The 22,955-nt window shown below is 64.9% G+C and carries 26 protein-coding genes, 1 other RNA gene and 1 pseudogene; 14 read left to right on the top strand and 14 right to left on the bottom strand.

Translation table 11 applies throughout. From position 1 onward, the window contains the following. The 4 genes and pseudogenes from AB4M76_RS18275 to mgtE form a co-directional block, all read right to left on the bottom strand. Positions 1–218 (bottom strand): annotated as a pseudogene (locus AB4M76_RS18275) (SLC13 family permease); the annotation flags it as partial. Positions 219–312: 94 nt separating this feature from the next. Then, on the bottom strand, positions 313–1,125 hold the full coding sequence (locus tag AB4M76_RS18270; RefSeq protein WP_368443505.1) for a TIGR00282 family metallophosphoesterase: 813 nt from the start codon (positions 1,123–1,125) through the stop codon (positions 313–315). 71 nt (positions 1,126–1,196) lie between these two features. After that, positions 1,197–1,766 carry a 5-formyltetrahydrofolate cyclo-ligase gene (locus tag AB4M76_RS18265; protein ID WP_368443503.1) on the bottom strand — a complete coding sequence of 190 codons (570 nt, stop codon included), beginning with the start codon at positions 1,764–1,766 and terminating at the stop codon, positions 1,197–1,199. Continuing rightward, positions 1,763–3,166, bottom strand: coding sequence for a magnesium transporter (gene mgtE, locus AB4M76_RS18260; protein WP_368443501.1), 1,404 nt, complete (start codon positions 3,164–3,166; stop codon positions 1,763–1,765). The genes AB4M76_RS18265 and mgtE overlap by 4 nt, the downstream gene beginning before the upstream one ends. A 121-nt stretch (positions 3,167–3,287) precedes the next feature. On the opposite strand from mgtE, the gene guaD reads away from it, so the two are divergent. Further along, entirely contained in the window at positions 3,288–4,589 is a 1,302-nt protein-coding gene (gene guaD / locus AB4M76_RS18255) for a guanine deaminase (RefSeq protein WP_368443499.1), read from the top strand. A gap of 28 nt (positions 4,590–4,617) precedes the next feature. Here guaD and AB4M76_RS18250 read toward each other — a convergent pair whose 3' ends face one another. The 4 genes from AB4M76_RS18250 to AB4M76_RS18235 form a co-directional block, all read right to left on the bottom strand. Continuing rightward, entirely contained in the window at positions 4,618–5,037 is a 420-nt protein-coding gene (locus AB4M76_RS18250; protein WP_368443497.1) for a CAP domain-containing protein, read from the bottom strand. Next, entirely contained in the window at positions 5,034–6,368 is a 1,335-nt protein-coding gene (locus AB4M76_RS18245; protein WP_368443495.1) for an 8-oxoguanine deaminase, read from the bottom strand. Before AB4M76_RS18245 ends, AB4M76_RS18250 begins: the two co-directional genes overlap by 4 nt. Before the next feature lie 120 nt (positions 6,369–6,488). After that, on the bottom strand, positions 6,489–7,289 hold the full coding sequence (gene hisN / locus AB4M76_RS18240) for a histidinol-phosphatase (RefSeq protein WP_368443493.1): 801 nt from the start codon (positions 7,287–7,289) through the stop codon (positions 6,489–6,491). Between the two features lie 111 nt (positions 7,290–7,400). Next, positions 7,401–7,772, bottom strand: a complete 372-nt coding sequence (locus AB4M76_RS18235) for a helix-turn-helix domain-containing protein (RefSeq protein WP_368443491.1) — start codon at positions 7,770–7,772, stop codon at positions 7,401–7,403. A gap of 664 nt (positions 7,773–8,436) precedes the next feature. Here AB4M76_RS18235 and AB4M76_RS18230 point away from each other — a divergent pair. After that, the gene (locus AB4M76_RS18230) at positions 8,437–9,213 is read left to right on the top strand and encodes a Bax inhibitor-1 family protein (protein ID WP_368443489.1); all 777 of its coding nucleotides are present in this window, start codon (positions 8,437–8,439) and stop codon (positions 9,211–9,213) included. Positions 9,214–9,288: 75 nt separating this feature from the next. Here AB4M76_RS18230 and AB4M76_RS18225 read toward each other — a convergent pair whose 3' ends face one another. The 3 genes from AB4M76_RS18225 to AB4M76_RS18215 all read right to left on the bottom strand — a co-directional run bounded on the left by AB4M76_RS18225 (position 9,289) and on the right by AB4M76_RS18215 (position 11,180). Continuing rightward, entirely contained in the window at positions 9,289–9,978 is a 690-nt protein-coding gene (locus tag AB4M76_RS18225; protein WP_368443487.1) for a VIT family protein, read from the bottom strand. A 15-nt stretch (positions 9,979–9,993) separates the two neighbouring features. After that, positions 9,994–10,152 carry a hypothetical protein gene (locus tag AB4M76_RS18220; protein ID WP_368443485.1) on the bottom strand — a complete coding sequence of 53 codons (159 nt, stop codon included), beginning with the start codon at positions 10,150–10,152 and terminating at the stop codon, positions 9,994–9,996. Between the two features lie 335 nt (positions 10,153–10,487). After that, a complete protein-coding gene (locus AB4M76_RS18215) occupies positions 10,488–11,180 on the bottom strand; it encodes a metal-dependent hydrolase (RefSeq protein ID WP_368443483.1) in 693 nt (230 codons plus the stop codon). Positions 11,181–11,661: 481 nt separating this feature from the next. Between AB4M76_RS18215 and gatC the strand changes: the two genes are divergently transcribed. The 6 genes from gatC (at position 11,662) to rpmG (ending at position 15,627) form a co-directional block, all read left to right on the top strand. Beyond that, positions 11,662–11,949 (top strand): Asp-tRNA(Asn)/Glu-tRNA(Gln) amidotransferase subunit GatC, encoded by a 288-nt coding sequence (gene gatC / locus AB4M76_RS18210; protein ID WP_368443481.1) that lies wholly within the window; start codon positions 11,662–11,664, stop codon positions 11,947–11,949. Then, positions 11,949–13,436, top strand: a complete 1,488-nt coding sequence (gene gatA / locus AB4M76_RS18205; RefSeq protein ID WP_368443479.1) for an Asp-tRNA(Asn)/Glu-tRNA(Gln) amidotransferase subunit GatA — start codon at positions 11,949–11,951, stop codon at positions 13,434–13,436. Before gatC ends, gatA begins: the two co-directional genes overlap by 1 nt. A gap of 37 nt (positions 13,437–13,473) precedes the next feature. Beyond that, on the top strand, positions 13,474–14,184 hold the full coding sequence (locus AB4M76_RS18200; RefSeq protein WP_368443477.1) for a hypothetical protein: 711 nt from the start codon (positions 13,474–13,476) through the stop codon (positions 14,182–14,184). 3 nt (positions 14,185–14,187) lie between these two features. Then, entirely contained in the window at positions 14,188–14,877 is a 690-nt protein-coding gene (locus tag AB4M76_RS18195; RefSeq protein WP_368443475.1) for an N-acetylmuramoyl-L-alanine amidase, read from the top strand. 11 nt (positions 14,878–14,888) lie between these two features. Then, an RNA gene (gene rnpB, locus AB4M76_RS18190) (RNase P RNA component class A) lies at positions 14,889–15,300 on the top strand. Positions 15,301–15,459: 159 nt separating this feature from the next. Beyond that, positions 15,460–15,627 carry a 50S ribosomal protein L33 gene (gene rpmG, locus AB4M76_RS18185; protein ID WP_007119221.1) on the top strand — a complete coding sequence of 56 codons (168 nt, stop codon included), beginning with the start codon at positions 15,460–15,462 and terminating at the stop codon, positions 15,625–15,627. A 109-nt stretch (positions 15,628–15,736) separates the two neighbouring features. On the opposite strand, the gene AB4M76_RS18180 is transcribed toward rpmG, so the two are convergent. The 3 genes from AB4M76_RS18180 to AB4M76_RS18170 are packed head-to-tail and all read right to left on the bottom strand — an operon-like array spanning position 15,737 to position 17,216. Next, positions 15,737–16,141: a hypothetical protein gene (locus AB4M76_RS18180; RefSeq protein ID WP_368443473.1), complete on the bottom strand. Its 405-nt coding sequence runs from the start codon at positions 16,139–16,141 to the stop codon at positions 15,737–15,739. Further along, on the bottom strand, positions 16,134–16,757 hold the full coding sequence (locus AB4M76_RS18175) for a DUF5671 domain-containing protein (protein WP_368443471.1): 624 nt from the start codon (positions 16,755–16,757) through the stop codon (positions 16,134–16,136). The genes AB4M76_RS18180 and AB4M76_RS18175 overlap by 8 nt, the downstream gene beginning before the upstream one ends. 3 nt (positions 16,758–16,760) lie before the next feature. Continuing rightward, positions 16,761–17,216, bottom strand: a complete 456-nt coding sequence (locus AB4M76_RS18170) for a nucleoside deaminase (RefSeq protein ID WP_368443469.1) — start codon at positions 17,214–17,216, stop codon at positions 16,761–16,763. A gap of 62 nt (positions 17,217–17,278) precedes the next feature. Between AB4M76_RS18170 and AB4M76_RS18165 the strand changes: the two genes are divergently transcribed. The 6 genes from AB4M76_RS18165 (at position 17,279) to AB4M76_RS18140 (ending at position 22,950) form a co-directional block, all read left to right on the top strand. Beyond that, positions 17,279–18,367 (top strand): pseudouridine synthase, encoded by a 1,089-nt coding sequence (locus tag AB4M76_RS18165; RefSeq protein WP_368443467.1) that lies wholly within the window; start codon positions 17,279–17,281, stop codon positions 18,365–18,367. Between the two features lie 95 nt (positions 18,368–18,462). Next, positions 18,463–18,693, top strand: coding sequence for a hypothetical protein (locus AB4M76_RS18160; RefSeq protein ID WP_246253467.1), 231 nt, complete (start codon positions 18,463–18,465; stop codon positions 18,691–18,693). A 3-nt stretch (positions 18,694–18,696) separates the two neighbouring features. Next, positions 18,697–19,611 carry a 5-bromo-4-chloroindolyl phosphate hydrolysis family protein gene (locus AB4M76_RS18155; protein ID WP_368443465.1) on the top strand — a complete coding sequence of 305 codons (915 nt, stop codon included), beginning with the start codon at positions 18,697–18,699 and terminating at the stop codon, positions 19,609–19,611. Then, positions 19,611–20,807 (top strand): toxic anion resistance protein, encoded by a 1,197-nt coding sequence (locus tag AB4M76_RS18150; protein ID WP_368443463.1) that lies wholly within the window; start codon positions 19,611–19,613, stop codon positions 20,805–20,807. The genes AB4M76_RS18155 and AB4M76_RS18150 overlap by 1 nt, the downstream gene beginning before the upstream one ends. A 22-nt stretch (positions 20,808–20,829) precedes the next feature. Then, entirely contained in the window at positions 20,830–21,792 is a 963-nt protein-coding gene (locus AB4M76_RS18145) for a DUF2927 domain-containing protein (RefSeq protein WP_368443461.1), read from the top strand. 36 nt (positions 21,793–21,828) lie between these two features. Next, a complete protein-coding gene (locus tag AB4M76_RS18140) occupies positions 21,829–22,950 on the top strand; it encodes an SPFH domain-containing protein (RefSeq protein ID WP_368443459.1) in 1,122 nt (373 codons plus the stop codon). Positions 22,951–22,955: the final 5 nt, after the last annotated feature.

Raw genomic sequence — 22,955 nt, 5'->3', positions numbered from 1 at the left:
ATGATAAACATCGCCGCAATGGTCCAGGGCGCGGGGTTCGACAGCACCTCCAGCGCATCGTCATAGGGCAGCACACCAAGCGCCAGCAACAGGGCCGCCCCGGCGATGGCAACCACTTCGGTCGGAAAGGCTTCGCGCAGGAAAAGCACGAACATCATGCCGACGACCACCAAAGTGAGCACCGACGTCTCCATCGGAGAGAAGCTGAAGAATTCCATCAAGAACCTGTCGTTCGGGCAAAGGCGCGTTGTCCAGTTACCCTGATTGCCGCGCATGGCGCAAGCATCACGCGGCGCGCCCCAGGGTCCGTTTTCAGGGCGCGCTGGCCTGCAAAGCACCCCCGTCGCGCACCGGCACAATCCGCGTGGCACGCCCGCTGCGGTCATCGGTCTCGATATAGACCCCCGACAGGGTCGCTTCGCCATTGGCGGGGGTGAAACGCTCCTTTGGCATGCCGGTGATGAAACGCCGCAGCGGCTCGGTCTTCTCCATGCCGATCACCGAATGATAATCGCCACACATGCCCGCATCGGTCAGATAGCCGGTGCCGCCCGGCAGCAGCATCGCATCCGCCGTCGGCACATGGGTATGGGTGCCGACCACAAGGCTCGCCCGCCCGTCGCACCAATGGCCCATGGCCATTTTCTCGCTCGTCGCCTCGCAATGCATGTCGACGATGATCGCCTGCGCCAACCCGCCCAGCGGATGCGCCTTCAACACCGGCTCAAGCGCCGAGAAAGGATCATCAAAGGGCCGTTTCATAAAGACCTGCCCAAGCGCCTGGGTCACCAGAACCTTCTTGCCGTTCTGCGCCGTGAACAGCCGCGCGCCCCTGCCCGGGGCGGATTTGGAAAAGTTCAGCGGCCGGATCACCCGCGGTTCCTGCTCGATAAAGCTCAGCATGTCCTTTTGGTCAAAGGCATGATCGCCCAGGGTCAGACAATCCGCCCCGGCCTCCAGCAGGGTCTTTGCATGCGCCCCCGACAGGCCCATGCCGCCGGTGGCATTCTCGCCATTCACCACAATGAAATCGAGCTTCCAGTCGCGCCGCAGCCGGGTGAGATTTTCTGTGATCGCCCGCCGTCCGGCCCGGCCCATCACATCGCCAAGGAATAGAATTTTCATGGGCTATGGGTTAGGACGCCGAGCCCGCCGCAGCAAGTCTTATTCCACCTGACCGCGCGGCGGCCCGCAGATCAGACCGATGTTCCCACTTCGATCACCCCGGCCTCGGTCACGATCAAATCCAATGGCTCATCGGTCGCTTCCAGCGGAATGTCATCCCATTCCTGCCCGGCAAAGGCGAAACCGATGGCCATGGTTGCCCGCCGGGCGCGCAGCATCGCCAGCGTTCGGTCATAGAAGCCCCCGCCATAGCCCAGCCGCGCACCCCTGCGGTTGAACGCCAAAAGCGGCAGGATCACGATCTCCGGCTCGAAAAAATCATTATGCTCCGGGATCATCGCGCCAAATGTCCCCGCCACCATCGGCGTCTCCGGCGTCCAGCGCGAAAAGGACAGCGGGTGGTTGGGCCGGGTGATCACCGGCACGCCGACCGGCCCATGCGCCGAGGCCTCGGCCATCGCCGGGCGCGGATCAATCTCGGTCCGGATCGGCATGAAGCCCGAAAGCGGCACCCCGCGGTAGCCCGCCAGCACTTCCGAGAGGTACCCCGCCTGCGCCGGCGTCGCCTGTTCAAACAATGGCTTGCGCCGGGCGAAAGCCGCCGCGCGCGCCGCCGCCTTGCCGCCCGCCGCGGCGCTCACAAGAGCACCCAGGCGGCAAGACCGAGGAAGGCAAAGAAACCCACCACATCCGTCACCGTCGTCACAAAGGCCCCCGAGGCCAGCGCCGGGTCGACCCCGATCCGCTCCAGCAAGATCGGGATCCCCGTCCCCGCAAGCCCGGCCACCACAAGGTTGATCACCATGGCGGCGGCAATGACATATCCAAGCGCCGGCGAGCCAAACCAGACCACCCCGACGATCCCCATGATCAGGGCAAAGATCAGCCCGTTGACCAGCCCCACCAGACATTCGCGGCGGATCACCCGCCAGACGTTGGAGCCGGTCAAATCCTTGGTCGCAATCGCCCGCACCGCCACCGTAAGGCTCTGCGTCCCGGCATTGCCCCCCATCGAGGCCACGATCGGCATCAGCACCGCCAGCGCCACGATCTGCGCAATCGCCGCCTCGAACTGAGAGATCACCATGGAGGCCGCAATCGCCGTCACAAGGTTCACCGCCAACCAGGGCAGCCGCTGTTTCGTGGTCTCCGACACCCGGTCCGACAGTGACCCCTCGCCCACACCGGCCAGACGCAGAATGTCTTCCTCATGTTCTTCGTCCAGCACCGCCATCGCGTCATCGATGGTGATCACCCCAATAAGCCGCCCTTCCTCGTCCACCACGGGGGCCGAGATCAGATGGTATTGGTTGAAAGCATAGGCGACATCGGCCTCGGCCCGCGTCGCGGGGATGATCTGAAAGGTTTCCTCCAGAATATCCGCCAGCCGGGTCTCGCGGCGCGAGCGCATCAGCTTGCCCAGCGTGACATTGCCCAGCGGCCGCAGCCGCGGGTCGACCATGACGATGTGGTAAAACTGATCCGGCAGGTCTTCTTCCTTTGTGGCGCGCAGGTGGTCGATGGCCTGGCCCACCGTCCAATGCTCCGGCGCCATGACCACTTCGCGCTGCATCATCCGGCCTGCGGAATACTCCGGCCAGTTCAGCGCCTGTTCGACGGCAACCCGGTCGGTTTCCTCCAGCGCGTCGAGGATGGTTTCCTGCTGGTCGTCCTCCAGATCCTCGATCAGATCGACCACATCGTCGCTGTCAAGCTCGCGCACCGCCTGGGTCAACACCTGCGGCGTCAGGATCGAGATCACTTCCTCGCGGATCGACTCGTCGAGTTCCGACAGGATCTCGCCGTCAAACTCCTGCCCGTAAAGCCGGATCAGCGCCGCCCGGTCGGCCTCGTCAATCTGCTCCAAAAGGTCCGCGATATCCGCCGCATGCAGCGGCTCCATCAACTGGGTCAGATGCGCCTGATCCCCGGCATGCACCGTCTCAAGGATCGCGGCCACCGCCTTGCGATCAAGCATATAGGCCTCGGCCCGATCCTCGGGGGCGGCTGTCGGATCCAGTTCTTCGATCTGCTCTGACATCCAGCCGTCTCCTGCCTGTGGTGGTCGTGGGGCCGACAATAGGCAAGCGCCCTGTCTCGCACAATGCCGCCCGGGCCGCTTCGCTATTGTTCCCCGTCCCGGCGTCACCTAAACCATTGGCATGACAAATCAACGACTCCTTTTGGGCGCGACGCTCACCTATTCCGGCAACCCGATGCAGACCGCCTGGGAAGATGCCGTTCAGATCGACACCAATGGCGGGGTGCTGATCGAAAATGGCCATATCGCCGCCGTGGGCGATGCCGAGACCCTGCGTGCCGCCCATCCGCAGGCCGAGGTGACAAGCTACACCGATGCGCTGATCTGCCCGGGTTTCGTTGATGCCCATGTGCATTACCCGCAGACCGCGATCATCGCCTCTTGGGGCAAACGGCTGATTGACTGGCTGAACAGCTATACGTTCCCCGAAGAGATGCGCCTGTCGGACCCGGCCTATGCCGAAGAGATCGCTTCGCGTTATCTCGACCTGACACTGGCCCATGGCACCACCACCGCCGCCTCCTATTGTACGATCCACCCGCATAGCGCCGATGCGCTGTTCCAGGCGGCGGCGGATCGGGGCCAGCGCATCGTGGCGGGCAAGACCTGTATGGACCGCAACGCCCCCGACGGTCTGCGCGACACGGCGCAATCGGCCTATGACGACAGCAAAGCGCTGATCGCGCGGTGGCACGGCAAGGGACGTGCGAGCTATGCGATCACGCCGCGTTTCTCGCCCACCTCGACGCCCGAGCAGCTTTCGGCGCTCGGCGCGCTTTGGGCGGAACATCCAGGCTGTCTGATGCAGACCCATCTCAGCGAGCAGACCGATGAGATCGCATGGGTGCGGGAGCTCTACCCCGAGGCCCGCGACTACCTCGACACCTATGAGGCGCATGGGCTTCTGGGCGAACGCGGTCTCTACGGCCATGCCATCCACCTTGAGCCGCGCGAGATTGACCGGCTGGCGGAAGTCGGCGGCGCGCTGGTGCATTGCCCGACCTCAAACACTTTCATCGGCTCGGGCCTCTTCGACATGACCGGGCTTGCGCAGCGCGACATCCCCCTCGCGCTGGCCACGGATACCGGCGGCGGCTCGTCCTTTTCGATGCTGCGGACCATGGCGGCGGCCTATGAGGTCGGCCAGCTGCGCGGGACACCGCTGCACGCGGCGCAGTTGATCTGGCTCGGCACCGCAGGCTCGGCCCGCGCGCTGCATCTGCAGGATCAGGTGGGCAGGCTGGCCGCGGGGATGGAGGCGGATATCACCGTGCTGTCGCTCGACTCCACCCCCGCGATTGCGCAGCGGCATGACGCGGCGAAGGATATCTGGGAGAGCCTTTTTGCAACGATCATGATGGGCGATGATCGGGCGGTGAAGGATGTCTGGGTCGCGGGAAAACGTGTCGGTCAGACCCAATAACCACGGGCGGTGGCGAGGCCGCGTCGCCTCAACAGGGCGCGGCCAGGACCATTACCCACACATCATCCCCTGCCCGCGCCAGCCCCATCTCCCGGGCGCGGGTCTCGACCATATTGCGATAATGCCCCGGTGAATTGGTCCAGCCCGTCATCACCGCCTCCAAAGACCGCTGCCCCTTGGCGACATTCTCGGCCACAAAGCACCATTTATACCCCGCCGCCGTCACCCGGTCCCCCACGGTCGCGCCATCGCGCCCTTGGTGACCGAAATACCCATGTTGCGCCATATCGCGGGCATGGGCCTCTGCCGCCTGCTCCAACTGGCTGTTATAGCTCAGCGGCTCCAGCCCTTTCACATCGCGCAGCGCATTGACCGCCTCTACCCCCATCGGATCGGCCAAAGCCGGCAGCGCCGCCAGCGCGAGTATCGCCCCGGAAACCTGTTTCATTCAGCCAGCCCCCTTGCCAGTTCATTCTGCCGCGCCACCTGTGCGGCCAGATCAATCGTCATGACCTGACCATCGCGCACCACCTGCCGGCCCTCAACAAAAAGGTCGCGCACCGCGGTCGGGCCAGCAAGAAGCAGCGCAGCCGGGTCCCAGCTGCCCGCGCTGGCGACGCCCGAGACATCCCAGATCGCCACATCGGCGCGTTTGCCGACCGCCAGCCGCCCGCAATCGCGCCGCCCGAGCACATCCGCCCCGCCCCGCGTGGCCAGCTCCAGCGCTGTGCGCGGGCTCATCGCATCGGCGCCGCGCGCCACCCGTTGAAGCAGCATCGCCTGTCGCGCCTCTGCCGCCAGATTGCCGCTGTCATTGCTGGCCGAACCGTCGACCCCCAGCCCCACCGGCACCCCCGCATCCAGCATCGCCCGCAGCGGCGCGATGCCCGAGCCCAGACGGCAATTCGAACAGGGACAATGCGCCACCCCGGTGCGGCTGCGGGCGAAAAGATCGATCTCCCCCGCATCAAGCTCCACGCAATGCGCATGCCACACATCATCGCCGAGCCAGCCCAGATCTTCGGCATATTGCCCCGGACGGCAACCGAATGTCGCAAGCGAATAGGCCACATCCTCGGCATTCTCGGCCAGATGGGTGTGCAGCATCACCCCCTTGTCGCGGGCCAGCAGCGCGGTGTCGCGCATCAGCTCGCGGCCTACGGAAAACGGCGAACAGGGCGCGAGGCCGACCCGGCACATCGCGCCTTCGGCGGGATCGTGGAAGGCATCGACCACGCGGATACTGTCCTCCAGAATCGCCGCCTCTCGCTCGACCAGCAGATCGGGCGGCAAGCCGCCATCGCTTTCGCCAATGCTCATCGCGCCCCGGGTGGGGTGAAACCGCAGCCCCAATTCGGCAGCCGCGTGGATCGTATCTTCGAGCCGCACGCCGTTGGGATAGAGATAAAGATGGTCCGAACTCAGGCTACAGCCCGACAGCGCCAGTTCCGCCAGCCCGATCTGCGCCGAGACGAACATATGCTCCGGCCCCATGCGCGCCCAGATCGGATAGAGCCGTTGCAACCAGCCAAAAAGCAGCGCGTCCTGTGCGCCGGGCACCGCGCGGGTCATGCTTTGGTAGAGATGGTGGTGGGTGTTGACCAAGCCCGGGGTCACGACGCAGCCTTTGGCCTCGACCACCGCGCCGGTGCTCTGCAAGCCCGCCCCGATCTCGACAATCACCCCGTCGCGCAGCAGCAGGTCAGCGCCGGCAAGCTCGCGGCGGTCGTCGTCCATGGTTACAAGATGGTCCGCCGCGCGGATGAGGATTTCGGCCATAGGTCACACACTCTTCACCTGCCCGTCTCATGAAGAATGTGGGGCCGGTGGAAAACGGGCATGAGAACCGGCCTGCCCTGTCTATAACGACAGGCGGCGGCTTCCGTCAACGCGGGCGGCTTACCTCCGCGAGAGGAGCGCCAAAGCCTGCGCGTGAATCTCTGCATTGGCCGCCGCCACGGCGCAGCCGCCTTCATGCACCGGGTTGCCCTGCCAGTCGGTCACGATCCCGCCTGCGGCCTGCACCACCGCGATCGGGGCCTGAATGTCATAGGCGTTGAGCCCCGCTTCAATCACCAGATCGACCTGCCCCGCCGCGACCAGAGCATAGGCGTAGCAATCCATCCCGTAGCGGGTCAGCAAAGCCTGCGACGCCACGGCCCGAAAGGCGGCGGCTTCCTCGGCATTTCCAACCTCGGGAAAAGTCGTGAAAACAATGGCTTGCCGCAGGTCGCGTGGCGTACGTGTGGCCAGAGGGCGCGACCCCTGCGGGCCGGTCATCGTGGCCCCATCCGGCGCGCCTTCGAAACGTTCCCCGATATAGGGCTGGTCGATGAGGCCATAAAACGGCCCCGACACATCGCTGACCGCAATGAGCACACCCCAGGTGGGCGTGCCGCTCAGAAAACCGCGGGTGCCGTCGATCGGGTCCAACACCCATGTCAGCCCTGACACCCCCGGCTGCGCGCCATATTCCTCCCCCAAGATGCCATCGGCAGGCCGCTCGCGGGCCAGCACCTCGCGCATGGCGCGTTCGGCGGCGCGGTCGGCCTCTGTCACCGGATCGAAACCGGCGCCGAGCTTGTTGTCAGCAATCAGATCAAGCGCGCGAAAATAGGGCAAGATCACAGCCCGCGCCGCATCCGCCATCAAATGCGCCACGCGGCGGATATCGGGGTCAAAATCAGTCGTGTTCACCATATCAAAGGCTTGGCAGTTTGCAGGTCGCTGCGCAAGCCTTAGCCCGCAAATGCCACCGCGTTTCCGCGCCGGAACGGCCCGTAGCCCCTTGAAGGCAAACCAAAGCCGCGATCAAGCCACGTCGCTCAGCACACGCGCCAGTTCAAACAGGCGCCGCCGCTGGTTTTCGGGGATCGCGTAATAGGACCGCACCAGTTCCATCGCCTCTTTATCGCCCATCAAATCGGTCGGCAGCCCCTCTTCCGAGGCGGCTTCGCTACCGTCTTCCTTCAGCCCTTCGAAAAAGAACGACACCGGCACGCCAAGCGCGTCCGCGATATCCCAAAGCCGCGAGGCACTGACGCGGTTCGCGCCGGTCTCATATTTCTGTATCTGCTGGAACTTGATGCCCACCATCTCTGCCAGCTTTTGCTGGGTCATCCCCGTGAGCCAGCGGCGCTGTCGAATACGCTTGCCAACATGCACATCCACCACATGAACCATCTTGCTACTCCTTGTTGAAGGCACCCATCCTGTGCCGCCCCCTGTTTAACGGCGAAATAACCGTTCGCCCCACTGTGCCGCGGTACCGCAGAGGTTGAACCAAGGACCGCATAACAAACATACCGGTTGCACGGCATTCTTCAAAGTCATTTCGCGCAACTGTGATCCACGACGGCCCCTGTCCCCCGGCAACCACAGGCAGAACCGCCCGCCGCGTAGGCCGCGAGAGACGCTCCTGCAACAGCTTGGCCCTGCATTTCATTCGCGTCGTGGGAGAGCAACCCGAAGATGAATCCGCCGTATATCAAAGAGTTCTTGGCGATGCTTGAGACGGGCTGCCCGGAGCAGCGCCAAAGCGCCAGACAGCAAGTAAAGCGGGCGGAAACGGACGTGCGGGGGCGGCAGGGCGATAGGAAAAAAACCGCCGATATGACGCCGAAGCGGCTGCCTCCCCCGCCCGATGGTCTGTCAAGGATTTTCTGTAGCCGCTCAAATCGGCGGGATAACCGCGCCGCAGCCCCCGTTTGGCGCCGAAAATCAGCCTAAAAAAGCGCCCATGATCAGCGGTCAAGAGACTTGAATTCCAAGCCTTCAGACCCGATATTCGACGCAACAACGTGCCGCTGCGCTATCGGCACGCAACTTTGCCAATGGGAGTCACTAAATGGCTGACGTCAATACAATTCGCTCAACCACCGGGTCGCGCGCCTCCGCGATCGATGAGGGTCTGCGCGCGCATATGAACAAGGTGTATGGCACCATGTCGATCGGCATGCTCATCACCTTTGCCGCCGCTTGGGCCATTTCGGGCCTGTCGGTCACCACGGACCCATCCGCTGCCGTGGCACAGTTGAGCCAGGATAAATACCTCACGCAGCTTGGCTATGCGCTCTATGCCTCGCCGCTGAAATGGGTCGTGATGTTCGCGCCCTTGGCCTTTGTTTTCGGCTTTAGCGCGATGATCAACAAAATGTCTGCCGCCACGGCGCAGACGGTGTTCTATGTCTTCGCCGCCGTGATGGGCATTTCGATCAGCTCGATCTTCCTGGTGTTCACCGGCTATTCCATCGCGCAGGTCTTCCTGATCACCTCGATCGCCTTCGCGGGCCTGTCGCTCTGGGGCTACACCACCAAGAAGGACATCTCCGGCTGGGGTAGCTTCCTGATCATGGGTGTGATCGGCCTGATCGTGGCGTCGATTGTGAACATCTTCCTCGCCTCCTCGGCCTTGATGTTTGCGATCTCTGCGATTGGTGTTCTGATCTTTGCCGGGCTGACCGCCTATGACACGCAGAAGATCAAGACCGAATATCTGGCCCATGCGCATCACGGCGACACCGAATGGCTTGGCAAGTCCGCGATCATGGGCGCGCTCAGCCTCTATCTGGACTTCATCAACATGTTCATGATGCTGCTGTCGCTCTTCGGCAATCGCGAATAAGCCTTACGGCGGTAGAAAACACAGGGGCCGGTTCCGAAAGGGACCGGCCCTTTTTCATGGGCGGCCCGTGGCCTGTTAGCCCGCGGCGCCAAAGATCTGGCCGACGGCGGCGGTCACACCCATGGCCAGCCCGCCCCAGAACACCACCCGCCGCACCGCAGGCCAGAGCGGCGCGCCGCCCAGCCCGGCGCCGCCGGCCCCGAGCAGCACCAGCGCCAGCCCGGCCACAAGCGCCACCACCCCGCCGCGCAGCCCCTGCGGCGCAAGGATCGCCGCCAAGAGCGGCAGCCCGCCGCCCAATGCGAAAGCTGCCGCGGATGCGCCCGCGGCTTGCAAAGGGTCGGCCTGCCCGGCAAGGCCGAACATCCCCAGCTCTTCCCGCGCATGGGCGCCCAGAGCGTCGTGATCGGTCATCTGGGCGGCGACTTCGAGCGCGAGGTCACTTTCGACCCCCCGATTCTCCAGCCCTTCGGCCAATTCGCTGAGCTCATAATCCGGGTCCTCGATCAGCGCGACACGCTCGCGCTCCAGATCGGCCTGTTCCACATCCGCCTGGGCCGAGACCGAGACATATTCCCCCGCCGCCATCGACAGCGCGCCGGCGGTGAGACCGGCAAGCCCGGTCAGCACCACATTGTCATGGGTCATGCCCGCCGCACTGACCCCGACCAACAGGCTGGCCGAGGACACGATGCCATCATTCGCCCCCAAGACGGCGGCGCGCAGCCAGTTGCTGCGGTTGATGTAGTGACCTTCTTTGGGCATGGCGCGGGGCGTCGGTCAGTTTGGCTGCCAGATCAGAGGGTCGACCGGATAGATCACCGGACGGTCCCCGCCGAGCCCGGTAAAGCCGACGCTCCCCGTCGGCTGCGCCTGCTGCATCGGCACGCAGGCGGTGGTCAGCAGGATCAGGATGGCGGCACTTACTTTGGCAGACATGGTATTTCCCCCAGCAGGTTGGCCTTATGTATCACGGCTATGGCGGCGCAAGGCAACAGCGTTGCGGCGTCTGCGCACGCTGCGGTCAGCCCTTGGTAAGCGCAGGGGCGTAGAACGCTCGGCAATCGCGATTGCGCCAAAGGGCTTTCCACCCTTCTGGCAGACCATAGGATGAAAGGCCCCATAGGGGTCACGTCAATGCGCTTTGAGGTGCAGGGAAACCTGCTTTGCACATCCGATCTGGCGGCGCCGTCTTTTTTATCTCCCGCCCCCGTTCCTGAATGAAGCCGCCCCCCGATGTCTTTGCCGGACAGCGGGGCTTGCGGCGTGGCCGGTCAGAGCTTGATCGGCTGCATCACCTGCGGCTCGACCACATCGACACCGGGCAGCCCCTCGGCCAGCGCCTCTGCCGATTGCTCCAATAGGTCAAAGGTGCGGTAGTGGCAGGGGATGACGGTCTTGAAATCAAAGTAGCGTTTCGCGGCATAGGCGGCCTGCGCCATATCCATGGTGAAATGCCCGCCCGCCGAGAGGATGCCGATGTCGGGTTTGTGATAATCGCCCATCCAATCCATATCCGCCATGATCGCCGTGTCGCCGGAGTGGTAGATCGTGTGGTCTTCGCCCGAGATCATGAAACCGGTCTCCATCCCGGTGTAGATCGGCCCGTTCTCGCCATCCACCGATGAGGAATGCGAGGCCGGGACCATGGTCACCGCGACATTGCCCGCGCGGATCGTGCCGCCCTTGTTGAAACCGGTGCAATTCTCGACGCCCCGCCCCTCGAACCAGGCCATCAGCTCATACATGCCCGCGACCGGCGCATTGGTGCGGCTGGCGATATCGGCGATGTCCTGGGTGTGGTCGAAATGGCCATGGGTAACGAGGATCTGCGTGGCGCCCTTTATGGCCTCGGCATGCTGGTCTTCGCCCAGCATCGGGTTGCCGTTGAGCCAGGGGTCGATGAGCAGGACCTGATCTTCGATCTCGATGCGGAATGAGCCGTGGCCGAGCCAGATGATGTTCATGGGGGCCTCCTGAGGTTGTTGCTTGCCGTAGACTTGCGCGTCCTTGCGACGGAATCAAGAAGACGGTTCCCTCTGCCACTCCGGCCCGGAATCGAGCCGTAGGCGCCGGGCCGTCGACCGTGACGGCGCAGGCGGGCCGTCAATCATGACGCACCTTTGGCGCGGCGATCAGACGACGATGCCTAATGATGAGATTGCTCCCTTGGCCACAGCCTCAATCGCAACGTCTTTGAAACCAGCTGGCCCGGAATCAAGCCGAAGGCGCCGGGCCATCGCCTGCCCGCCCGGACGGGTAGGCGATTTGGCGAGGCTGGGTGCGACCTCTCGAACACACATCTTGGCTGAGGCATAAAGTGGCACGAGGCCACCGGGGATCGCCAACCCGCGGTCAGGCGCTGGCCCTCCCCTTCCAAACCGCCCCCAAACCCTTGCGAGGCCCGCCCCGGAGCGGTAGAGGACCAACAAAGAGATGGAGATGTTCATGTCGATCGACGAAAACACCGCCGCACGCGTGGCGAAACTGGCCCGGATCAAGGTCGAACCCGATGCGCTTCCGGCGCTGGCGGAAGAGTTCAACAATATCCTCGGCTTTATCGAACAGCTGGGCGAAGTGGATGTCGAGGGCGTGGAGCCGATGACCTCTGTCACCCCGCAACGGCTGAAACGGCGCGAGGATGTGGTCACCGATGGTGACCAGCAGGACCGCGTCTTGGCCAATGCGCCCGATGCCCGTGAAGGGTTCTTTGCCGTGCCGAAGGTGGTGGAATAATGAGTGATCTGAACAAACTCGGCCTCGCCGAGGCCCGCGATGCCCTGCGCAAGGGTGAAACCACATCCCGCGACCTGACCGAAGCCTGCCTCAAGGCCATCGACGGCGCCGGCGCGCTCAATGCCTTTGTGCACCGCACGCCCGAGATCGCGATGGAACAGGCCAGCGCCGCAGACGCGCGGATCAAGCAAGGCGACGCCCCCGCCATGTGCGGCCTGCCCATCGGCATCAAAGACCTCTTCTGCACCAAAGGCGTGCCGAGCCAAGCCGGCAGCCGTATCCTCGAAGGCTTTCTGCCCGAGTATGAAAGCACCGTCAGCCAAAAGCTGAAAGACAGTGGTGCTGTGATGCTGGGCAAGCTCAACATGGATGAATTTGCCATGGGCTCGTCGAACGAGACCTCCGTCTATGGCAATGCGGTGAACCCCTGGCGTCGCGAGGGTGACACAGCGGAACTGACACCGGGCGGCTCCTCGGGTGGCTCCGCCGCCGCCGTGGCGGCTGACCTCTGCCTCGCCGCGACCGGCACCGACACCGGCGGCTCGATCCGCCAGCCTGCGGCTTTCACCGGCACCGTAGGGATCAAGCCGACCTATGGCCGCTGCTCCCGCTGGGGCATCGTCGCCTTCGCCTCCTCGCTCGACCAAGCCGGGCCGATGACCAAGACCGTGCGCGACGCGGCGATCATGTTGGAGGCCATGTGCGGCCATGACGCCAAGGACAGCACCAGCGCCGATCTCGCGGTGCCGGATTTCGAAGCGGCGCTGACCGGCGACATCCGCGGCAAGAAAATCGGCATCCCGCGCGAATACCGCATGGAGGGCATGCCCGCCGAGATCGAAAAGCTCTGGCAAGACGGCATCGCCATGATGAAGGACGCGGGCGCCGAGATCGTCGACATCTCACTGCCGCATACGAAATACGCCCTGCCCGCCTATTACGTCATCGCCCCCGCCGAGGCGTCCTCGAACCTCGCCCGCTATGACGGCGTGCGCTTTGGCCACCGCGCCAAGCTCGACCACGGCGACGGCATCACCGAGATGTACGAGAAGACCCGCGCCGAAGGTTTCGGCCATGAGGTGCAGCGCCGCGTGATGGTCGGCACCTATGTGCTTTCGGCCGGTTTCTACGACGCCTATTACAACCGCGCCCGCAAGGTCCGCACCCTGATCAAGAAAGACTTCGAAGACGTCTTTGCCCAGGGCATCGACAGCATCCTGACCCCGGCCACCCCCTCGGCGGCCTTCGGTCTGGGTGAGATGAAGGACGCAGACCCGGTGGCGATGTATCTCAACGACGTCTTCACCGTGACCGTGAACCTCGCCGGTCTGCCCGGTGTCGCCCTGCCCACGGGTCAAAGCGCGACGGGTCTGCCGCTCGGGCTGCAGCTGATCGGGCGGCCATGGGAAGAGGCAGACCTGCTGTCCTCCGCCTATGCGCTGGAACGGGCCGCCGGTTTTGTGGCCAAGCCTGAGAAATGGTGGTAAACCCGCGGACGTTAGTCATTAGGCAAGAGCGGATCAGATGATCACACGGACACTTCTAGCGATCACGGCGGGCGGTCTTCTGGCGGCCTGCCAACCGGCCATTCCCGACTCCGGGCGCGGCGTGGGCTTTGGCGATGGCGATTTCGAGGCCGAGCAACGCGCCCGCGATGCGGCGCTGGCGGGCAGCAATATCGACAGCGCCATCGCCGCTTCCACGCCGACCGCGACCCCGGCCCCCGAAGCGGGCTCCCCCGAAGCCACCGCGGCTGAGACCGCCCGCGTGCTTGCCGCCACCCGCCCCGGCGGCGCGCTCATAAACGCCAGCCCGTCGAACCCGGCCCCTGCGGTGGTCAATTCCGTCGGCATCTCGAATGAGAACAACTTCGACGCCGTCTCGGACCAGCGCAGCATTGAGGATGACGCCGCCCGTGTCGCCGCGAACCGCGCGCAATATCAGGTCGTACGGCCCGAAGCCCTGCCCGAGCGGCGCGACAGTGGCCCCAATATCGTGGCCTATGCGCTGCAGACAACGCAGTCCGTCGGACAGAAACTCTATAGCCGCATCGGCTTTAACAAGGCGCGCAAATATGAACGGGCCTGTGCCGAATATGGTCATGCCGATCAGGCGCAGATCGCCTTTCTCTCCGCCGGTGGCCCTGAAAAGGACCGCTTGGGGATGGACCCGGATGGCGACGGCTTTGCCTGCGACTGGGACCCATCGCCCTTCCGCCGGGCCGCCCAGGGCTGAAACATGACCCGCGCGCCTGACGTCGTGGCGCATCTCTCGCCCAATTGCGGCCCGCGACGCGGCGGGCTGCGCCCGCATCTGATCGTGCTGCACCACACCGCGATGGACAGCGCCGAAGCGGCGCTGGCGCGGCTCTGCGACGCCTCTGCCGCGGTCTCGGCGCATTATCTGATCTGCGGTGACGGGCGCATCCTGCAACTGGTCGATGAGGACCAGCGCGCCTGGCACGCCGGGGTCGGCGAATGGGCGGGGCAAGACGACATCAACTCGCGCTCCATCGGCATTGAGCTGGACAACCGCGGCGATCATCCTTTTTCCGACCCGCAGATGCGCGCGCTCGAAGCGCTGCTGCCCGGCATCATGGCGCGCCACGGTATCGCGCCCGAAGCGGTCATTGGCCATTCCGACATGGCGCCGGGGCGCAAGGTTGACCCCGGCCCCCGATTCGATTGGGCGCGGCTGGCGCGTCAGGGTCTGGCACGGGCGGCGGGGAACGGCTCTCGGCCCCGGCAGGTCACCGCCGAGAGTTTCCGCCGGGCCGCCCAAGCCGCCGGATACACCGCGCCCTGCGACGATGCCACGCTGCTCCGCACCATCAGGATGCGTTTCCGCCCCCATGGGCGCGGCCTGCTCTCCCCCGCCGATCTTGCCGTGCTGCCGGCCCCCATTGACGCGGCCTGCGCCCCCGTCTAGGGCGGTTGGGCGCGGAAGGCTGGATGGCCGCTTTGGTGCCCGCAGGGGCGCCGGGGAGGAAAGTCCGGACTCCAAGAAGGAACGGTGCCGGGTAACGCCCGGGCGGGGCAACCCGACGGAAAGCGCCACAGAAATGAAACCGCCCCTTGGCCCGGCTTGCCGGAATGCCCAGGGGGTAAGGGTGAAACGGTGGGGTAAGAGCCCACCGCGGGGCTGGCAACAGCTCTGGCACGGCAAGCCCCACCGGGAGCAATGCCAAATAGGGACCGCGCGCCGCTGATCTTCGGGTCAGAGGCGGGGCTCTTCTGCCCCAGCAGGTCCGGGTTGGCAGCTGTAGCCGCATCGGCAACGGTGCGGTCAGAGGAATGGTCATCGCCTGTTTTCGGACAGGTACAGAATCCGGCTTATAGGCCTTCCGCGCAATTTCCTGCTCTTTCGGCACCGAAAGACAGGTTTTTCGACGAAACCGGCGTCTTTTGACCTCGGGCGGGCAAATAGCGGTTGACTCGGGCGCGGGTCTGACTAGAACCCGAAATTCAGAATTCACGCAGGCCTGCGCGGCGCTGCAGCAGGAGAAGACACATGGCGAAGCCAACCACGATCAAGATCCGTCTGAACTCGTCCGCGGGCACAGGCCATTTCTACGTCACCAAAAAGAACGCACGTACCATGACCGAGAAGATGGTCATCAAAAAGTACGACCCCGTTGCGCGCAAGCACGTGGAATACAAAGAAGGCAAGATCAAGTAAGATCGCCTGATTTGAACGGTTTGAAGGGCCACGTGCATTGCGCGTGGTCTTTTGCGTTGGGGGGGCAGAGGTTGGCAGCCTTCAACCTCTGCGAATATCCCTGCCCGGCTCAGCGCTCCTGCATCACCCATTGCCTCGAAGTCGGCACAAGCCGATAGCGCAGGCACCCGCGCGCCCCGTCAAAATCGAGCGGCTCGCGCCGAAGGACCGCTCCCGCCTCCGGTGCCACTTCGAAGGTCGCGCAGACTGCAAATGCGCCCTCACTCTGCTCCAGATCATATTCCTCCCCGGTCAGCGGATCATGCGCCTCCCCCGCCCCGCGACAGGCCCGCGCAAAATCCGCCTGACCGCCGCTCTCGCAGATCACGCCCTGCGCGATTCGCCGCAGGTCCGCCCGCCGTCTGTCGTCGCGGTTTTCGGCCCGCGCATGTTCCGGCCCGCCGACCACGGCGAAACCCGCAGCCAGCGCCGCCAGTCCCAAGACGAGCACGCCCCAGAAAAACAGCCTATGCACCGGCCTCCCCCCGGCGCCCATCGCTGCGGTAATAGCCGAAAATCCCCCCGGCCACGCCTGCCACCACCAGCGCCTTCAGCGCGAATTGCAGCGTGAAATCACCGTTCAGAAAGGCATAGATCACCGCCACCAGATCGCCCAAGAGCACGGCAGCGGCGAAAAGCAGCGTCAGGGACACCATCCAATTGCGAATGGCCGAACGCTGCATTGCCGGGTCTGCCGAGGACCGCCTGCGCTCACGCGCGGCAAGCCAGAGATAGAGCGGCAGCGTCACGATCAGCACCGCCATGGCCCAGCGGATTTGCCGCGCCGCGCCATGGCCCGCGGGGTCGAGCAGCTGGTCGATCAGCGCGTGCAGCAGCCCCACCAGATAGCCCGCGCCAAACAAGAGCGCGCCGAACATCAGCGCATAGACAAAGAAATCCCGCGCCGTGACAATCGGCTGCGGGCGCGGCACCGGCGGGGCGAAAGGCACATCGGCCCAACCGTCAAGCGCCTCCGCCACCTCCTGCGCCGACCAGCCCGCCTGCGTGAGCACCGTGGCAATCTCCGCCCGGCCCCGCCCCGCGCTCAGCGCATCGCGCACGAAGACCGCCAGATCCTTGCTGCTCGCCATGGGTTACCCCCCTCTTTTTGCTTTGAAAAATCCCGACAGAAGGGCTTCGGCTTCGCCCGCTGCGATCCCGTCATAGACCTCTGGCGCATGGTGGCATTGGGGATGGGAAAACACCCGCGCCCCCTGCGCCACGCCGCCTGATTTGGGGTCGGCCGCGCCATAAAACAACCGCGCCACCCGCGCCGCCGCAATCGCCCCCGCGCACATCGCGCAGGGCTCAAGCGTGACATAGAGCGCGTGGTCGATCAGCCGCTCGGACCCCAGTGCGGCACAGGCCGCCCGCAGGGCCAGCATTTCGGCATGGGCGGTGGGATCATGGCGCGCGCGGGTCTCATTGCCCGCCGCCGCCACGATCTCGCCGGTCGGAGAGACCACAACCGCCCCCACCGGCACCTCGCCCCGCGCCGCCGCTGCGCGGGCCTCGGCCAGCGCCTGCCCCATATATGAGCGAAACTCCATTCCGCCACATGGCCGCAAACGCCACCCTTTCGCAAGGGCGTGAAACAGGGTAAGCGCAGTATATGACCGCAAAACCTCCCGCCTCCGGCTCCGGCCCGACCGCTGATTCGTCCGATGCCGCTAAAGGCGACCGCATCGCCAAAGTGCTGTCCCGCGCAGGCATCGCCTCGCGCCGGGAGGCCGAGCGCATGATCGAAGCGGGCCGGGTGCGGGTGAACGGGGAGCAGATCACCTCGCCCGCGCTGAACGTGACCTCCGAGGATCGGATCACTGTCGACAACACCCCCGTCGGCGCGCCAGAGCCGCCGCGCATCTGGCTCTATCACAAGCCCAACGGGCTGGTGACCACGAACGCCGACGAAAAGGGCCGCGAGACGATTTTTGACGCCCTGCCCGAAGACATGCCACGGGTGATGACCGTGGGGCGGCTTGACCTCAATTCCGAAGGGCTCTTGCTGCTGACCAATGATGGCGGGGTGAAACGCAAACTGGAACTGCCCAGCACCGGCTGGCTGCGCCGCTACCGCGCCCGGGTGAATGGCCGCCCGAGCGATGAGATGCTGGAGCCCTTGCGCCGCGGCATCAACATCGAGGGCGAGCAGTTCCAGCCGATGGAGGTAACGATCGACCGCCAGCAGGGCGCGAACGCCTGGCTCACCATCGGTCTGCGCGAAGGCCGCAACCGTGAGATTCGCCGCGCGATGGAAGCCGTGGGCCTGAGCGTGAACCGGCTGATCCGCATCTCTTATGGCCCCTTCCAACTGGGCGAACTGAAGGTCGGCGAGGTCGAAGAACTGCGCCGTAAGGTCGTGCGCGATCAACTGGGGCTGGAGTTGGAAGACCCCTCTGGCACCGCCGCCAAAAAGCCCACCTCCGTGCGTCGCCCGCCCCGGCGCAAGCCCGGCGGTTTCGGGGGCGCGGGCCAGCCCGGCCTGCCGGTCGCGCCCAGCGAAGATGATGCCCCGCCGCCCCGCCGGGGCGGGGGCAAGGCCAAGAATGCGCCCCGCGGCAAGGCGGCGGCGGGCAAGACGGCGGCGGGCAAGACGGCGGCGGGCAAGGCGCCCGCGCGCTCCGGTGGACGACCGGGCGGCAAAGCCGGTGCGCGGCCCTCCGCGCGGCCCGGTGGCAAGGGGCCAAAGCCCCGCCGCTGAGGCCCGCCTCTTTCGGAACGCCGCAGCGCAGCGCCGCGTTGGGCCAGCACTGCCGGGCTACGCCGGCATGAAACCGCCGGAAGAGGAGCGCCGATTTGGCACGTATATTGCTGTTTTTGTTGGTCTTCGCCGCGCTCGCCGTTATCATCCTTGCTGTGGTCTCATTTCTGAGCCGCGCAGCCGACAGCGCCGATGCGGCGCTGCGCCCGATCTGGGGCAGCAAAAGGGGAAATGTCATGGCGCCGACCAGCTTTCAAAAGATCGCCTATGTGGCGCTGCTGCTTGTGTTGCTCGGCGTGACCTCGGGCCTTCTGGGAGGGCTTTGAGCCATGGCGCAACGGTTTGGCGGGCAGTATAGCCCCGATCCCGAAAACACGCCCGGCGACAGGCCCCGCCCCCGGCCAAGGCTGCGCGTCAATCCGGTGGGCGGTCGGGTGAACCTCTTGTTCCTGCCGCCTGTCGTGCTCGCCGTGACCTCCTTCACCGGCGGTGCCAGCACGCTGCTTATGGGGCTGGTCGGCGCCTTTCTGCTGGCCTCTGGTGTCTGGCTGCTGCGCGAAGGGCTGCTGGCCGAAGCCGAATACCACGACCGCAAAGTCGCCCGCCGCCCGGCCTTCCCGCGCAAGATCTTTGCCGCCCTCCTGGCCGGGCTCGGCGCCGCTGTCGCCGCCTATAGCTCCGAGCCGGGCGTCGTGGCCCCGGTGCTCTTTGGCCTTGTCGCAGGCGGTCTGCACCTCGCCGCCTTTGGCATTGATCCGTTGAAAAACAAAGGCATGGAAGGGGTTGATACCTTTCAGCAAGACCGCGTGGCCCGGGTGGTGGATGAGGCCGAAAAACTGCTCGCCAGCATGGGCAGCGCCATCAAACGCGCCGGCGACCGCCGCGCCGAAACCCGGCTCGCCGAATTTCAGGACACCGCCCGCACGCTGATCCGCACGGTCGAGGAAGACCCCCGCGATCTGACCGCCGCGCGCAAATACCTTGTCGTCTACCTGCGCGGCGCGCATGATGCGACGGTGAAGTTTGCCGACCTCTATGCCCGCAACCGCGATGAAAAAGCCCGCGACGATTACCTCGCGCTGCTCGACGATCTGGACGAGAATTTCGCCGCCCGCACGGCGAAATCCCTGCTCGATGACCGCAGCGATCTGAATGTCGAAATTGACGTGCTGCGCGCGCGTCTTTCCCGCGAAGGGGTCCGGTTGGCGCAACCGGCCTCCGATCATACGAAGGATGATATTTGATGACCGATGCTGTCCGCGAAAAAGCCGCCCAATCGCAAGGGCTGGTCGAAGAAGTCAACGCCCATGTCCTGCCCGAACCCGCAAAGGCCGATGCCATCGTGCCCTTGAACAAAGCCGACCCCGCGCAGAGCTTTGAGATCGAAAAGCGCATGGCCGAGATTGACGTGACCGACACCCAGTCGATTGTCAGCTTCGGCTCCAACGCACAGGCGGAACTGCAGGAGATCAGCCAGTCGATGCTTGCCGATGTGCGCAACAAGGACGTCGGCCCGGCGGGCGACAGCCTGCGCTCCATGGTCAGCGCGATCCGGGGGTTCTCGGTCTCGGAACTGGACGTGCGGCGCAAGCAAAGCTGGTGGGAGAAACTGCTGGGCCGCGCCACGCCTTTCGCCAAATTCACCGCCCGTTTCGAAGAGGTGCAGAGCCAGATCGACCGGATCACCGATAATCTGCTCGGCCATGAGCATACCTTGCTGAAAGACATCAAATCGCTCGACCTGCTCTATGAAAAGACGCTGCAGTTCTACGACGAATTGGCGCTCTATATCGCGGCGGGCGAGGCCAAGATCACCGAGTTGGATCACAAGACGATCCCCGCCAAACAGACCGCGCTCGATAAGGCCAAGGACGAGAAACAGGTGATGATGGCGCAGGAGTTGCGCGACCTGCGGGCCGCCCGCGACGATCTGGAACGCCGGGTGCATGACCTCAAGCTGACGCGGCAGGTGACCATGCAGTCCCTGCCCTCGATCCGGCTGGTGCAGGAGAATGACAAGAGCCTGGTGACCAAGATCAACTCGACGCTGGTCAACACCGTGCCGCTTTGGGAGACGCAATTGGCGCAGGCCGTGACCATCCAGCGCAGCAGCGAGGCCGCGGGCGCGGTGCGCGAGGCCAATGACCTGACCAATGAATTGCTCACCTCCAACGCCAAGAACCTGCGCGACAGCAACAAGGTGATCCGTCAGGAGATGGAGCGCGGGGTCTTTGACATCGAAGCGGTGAAACAGGCCAATGAAGATCTGATTGGCACGATCGAAGAATCGCTGCAGATTGCCGATGAAGGCAAAGCCAAACGCGCCGCCGCCGAGCAGGAGTTGCAAGAGATGGAAACCCGCCTGCGTGACACGCTGGCCGCGGCCAAAGCCCGCGAGACGGGGCTTGGCGATGCCACCGGCGGTGCGGTGCCAAGCTGAGATCTGAGTGAGGTTCGCGACGATGTATAGACGTCTGCAGCGGCATCTGCGGACCAGCGTGGTGCTGGCATTGGGCATGGCCCTGCTGGGCTGTGTCGAGCCACCGCAGGCCCCGTCGCGCGTGGTCAAACCCAAGCCGCGCGTCGAGGCACCGCCGGCGCGCCCGCCAAAGGTCGCCCGCCCCACCTCGCAGAAAAGCGCGATGCTGCGGAATTATCTGCACCAGGTGCAGAAAGCGCAGCTGGAACAGGGGCTGCTGCGGCGCGATGGCGGCGGCGATGACACGCCGTTCACCAGCGATATGCTGGCGCGCAACTTTGAGCAGATCGCGCTTTACAACGAATATGACGGCAATTTCGCCGGGCGCGGCGGGCAAAGCCCCCTGCGCCGCTGGGAGGCGCCCATTCGCATGGGCATCCTGTTCGGCGATTCCGTCCCGCCCTCGCAGCGGCGCAGCGATACCGCCAATATCGAAGCCTATGCCCGCCGTCTGGGGCGCATCACCGGCCATCCGATCTCCACCAGCGGCACGCCCAATTTCATGGTGGTGGTGGCCTCCGAGGATGACCGGGTCGAGACGCTGGCGCTGGCCGCGCAGCAGGTCGCGGGGGTCAGCGCGTCCTCCTTGCGCGCCATGCGCAATATGCGCCGCGACACCTATTGCGCCGTGGCCGCCTATGCCGCCGGGGCCAATCCCAATGTCTATACCGCCGCCGTGGCCGTGATCCGCTCGGAAAACCCGGCGCTGCTGCGGCTCTCTTGCATCCACGAAGAACTGGCGCAGGGCTTGGGGCTGGCCAATGACTACCCTGCCGCCCGGCCTTCGATCTTTAACGATGACGATGAATTTGCGCTGCTGACGCGGCAGGACGAGCTGCTGCTGAAAATGCTCTATGATCCGCGCCTGCGCCCCGGCATGACCGCCGCCGAGGTCAACCCCCGCACCCGCATCATTGCCCGCGAGTTGACGGACGGGCCGTTGTAGCGCACCCTTTGGCAAGACGACAGAAGGACCATCCCCATGGGCATTTTCGATTTCCTCTCCGGCCAGTTCATCGACGTCATTCACTGGACCGACGACAGCCGTGACACGATGGTCTGGCGCTTTGAGCGTGAGGGGCATGAGATCAAATATGGCGCCAAGCTGACGGTGCGCGAGGGGCAGGCGGCGGTCTTTGTGCATGAGGGGCAGTTGGCGGATGTCTTCACCCCCGGTCTCTATATGCTTGAGACCAATAACATGCCGATCATGACCTCGCTTCAGCATTGGGATCACGGCTTTCGCAGCCCGTTCAAATCCGAGATCTATTTCGTCAACACGACCCGGTTCAACGATCTGAAATGGGGCACCAAGAACCCGATCATCGCCCGCGACCCCGAGTTCGGCCCGGTGCGCCTGCGCGCCTATGGCACCTATTCGGTGCGCGTCAAAGACCCGGCGCGTTTCCTGACCGAGATCGTCGGCACCGATGGCGAATTCACCATGGATGAGATCTCATTCCAGATCCGCAACATCATCGTGCAGGCGTTTTCGCGCACGCTGGCAAGTTCGGGCATCCCGGTGCTCGACATGGCCGCCAACACCCGCGAGTTGGGGCAATTGGTCGGCAAGGAGATCGAAGCGCAGATCGCGGAATATGGTCTGGCGATGCCGGAGCTTTATATCGAAAACATCTCGCTCCCGCCCGCGGTCGAGGCGGTGATGGACAAGCGCACCTCCATGGGTGTGGTTGGGAACCTCAACGAATACATGCAGTTCCAGGCCGCCGAAGCGCTTGGCCGCGAGGGGGCCGGGGGGGCCGCGATGCAGACCGGCCTTGGCGCGGGTCTGGGGATGAGCATGGCGCAGGCCGCCACCGCACAGGCCGGCCCCTGGGGTGCCCGCCCTGCGCCCACGGCGGCAGCCCCGGTGCCCCCGCCGCCCCCGCCGGTGGAAAAGGTCTGGCATATTGCCAAAGATGGCGCCACCTCCGGCCCCTTCTCCAAGGCGGCGATGGGGCGCAAGGCGGCCGAGGGCAGCCTGGGGCGCGACAGCATGGTCTGGACGCCGGGCCAAGACGGCTGGCAACGGGCCGAGGATGTGGCCGAACTGGCGCAGCTCTTTACCGTGATGCCGCCGCCCCCGCCGCCACCCGCGCCCTGACATCG

This window comes from Sulfitobacter sp. PS-8MA (assembly GCF_040933935.1).
Lineage (GTDB): Bacteria > Pseudomonadota > Alphaproteobacteria > Rhodobacterales > Rhodobacteraceae > Sulfitobacter.
This window is presented reverse-complemented; position numbering and strand designations above follow the sequence as displayed.

Coding starts and splice junctions, on each gene's coding strand:
- AB4M76_RS18215 (WP_368443483.1), bottom strand. CDS start 11,180: ATGAACATCATCTGGCTCGGCCACGGCTCATTCCGCATCGAGATCGAA.
- AB4M76_RS18150 (WP_368443463.1), top strand. CDS start 19,611: ATGACCGATGCTGTCCGCGAAAAAGCCGCCCAATCGCAAGGGCTGGTC.
- AB4M76_RS18220 (WP_368443485.1), bottom strand. CDS start 10,152: ATGTCTGCCAAAGTAAGTGCCGCCATCCTGATCCTGCTGACCACCGCC.
- AB4M76_RS18175 (WP_368443471.1), bottom strand. CDS start 16,757: ATGGCGAGCAGCAAGGATCTGGCGGTCTTCGTGCGCGATGCGCTGAGC.
- hisN (WP_368443493.1), bottom strand. CDS start 7,289: ATGGTGAACACGACTGATTTTGACCCCGATATCCGCCGCGTGGCGCAT.
- AB4M76_RS18270 (WP_368443505.1), bottom strand. CDS start 1,125: ATGAAAATTCTATTCCTTGGCGATGTGATGGGCCGGGCCGGACGGCGG.
- mgtE (WP_368443501.1), bottom strand. CDS start 3,166: ATGTCAGAGCAGATCGAAGAACTGGATCCGACAGCCGCCCCCGAGGAT.
- AB4M76_RS18235 (WP_368443491.1), bottom strand. CDS start 7,772: ATGGTTCATGTGGTGGATGTGCATGTTGGCAAGCGTATTCGACAGCGC.
- gatC (WP_368443481.1), top strand. CDS start 11,662: ATGTCGATCGACGAAAACACCGCCGCACGCGTGGCGAAACTGGCCCGG.
- guaD (WP_368443499.1), top strand. CDS start 3,288: ATGACAAATCAACGACTCCTTTTGGGCGCGACGCTCACCTATTCCGGC.
- AB4M76_RS18155 (WP_368443465.1), top strand. CDS start 18,697: ATGGCGCAACGGTTTGGCGGGCAGTATAGCCCCGATCCCGAAAACACG.
- AB4M76_RS18250 (WP_368443497.1), bottom strand. CDS start 5,037: ATGAAACAGGTTTCCGGGGCGATACTCGCGCTGGCGGCGCTGCCGGCT.
- AB4M76_RS18165 (WP_368443467.1), top strand. CDS start 17,279: ATGACCGCAAAACCTCCCGCCTCCGGCTCCGGCCCGACCGCTGATTCG.
- AB4M76_RS18170 (WP_368443469.1), bottom strand. CDS start 17,216: ATGGAGTTTCGCTCATATATGGGGCAGGCGCTGGCCGAGGCCCGCGCA.
- AB4M76_RS18145 (WP_368443461.1), top strand. CDS start 20,830: ATGTATAGACGTCTGCAGCGGCATCTGCGGACCAGCGTGGTGCTGGCA.
- AB4M76_RS18230 (WP_368443489.1), top strand. CDS start 8,437: ATGGCTGACGTCAATACAATTCGCTCAACCACCGGGTCGCGCGCCTCC.
- AB4M76_RS18140 (WP_368443459.1), top strand. CDS start 21,829: ATGGGCATTTTCGATTTCCTCTCCGGCCAGTTCATCGACGTCATTCAC.
- AB4M76_RS18200 (WP_368443477.1), top strand. CDS start 13,474: ATGATCACACGGACACTTCTAGCGATCACGGCGGGCGGTCTTCTGGCG.
- AB4M76_RS18225 (WP_368443487.1), bottom strand. CDS start 9,978: ATGCCCAAAGAAGGTCACTACATCAACCGCAGCAACTGGCTGCGCGCC.
- rpmG (WP_007119221.1), top strand. CDS start 15,460: ATGGCGAAGCCAACCACGATCAAGATCCGTCTGAACTCGTCCGCGGGC.
- gatA (WP_368443479.1), top strand. CDS start 11,949: ATGAGTGATCTGAACAAACTCGGCCTCGCCGAGGCCCGCGATGCCCTG.
- AB4M76_RS18195 (WP_368443475.1), top strand. CDS start 14,188: ATGACCCGCGCGCCTGACGTCGTGGCGCATCTCTCGCCCAATTGCGGC.
- AB4M76_RS18245 (WP_368443495.1), bottom strand. CDS start 6,368: ATGGCCGAAATCCTCATCCGCGCGGCGGACCATCTTGTAACCATGGAC.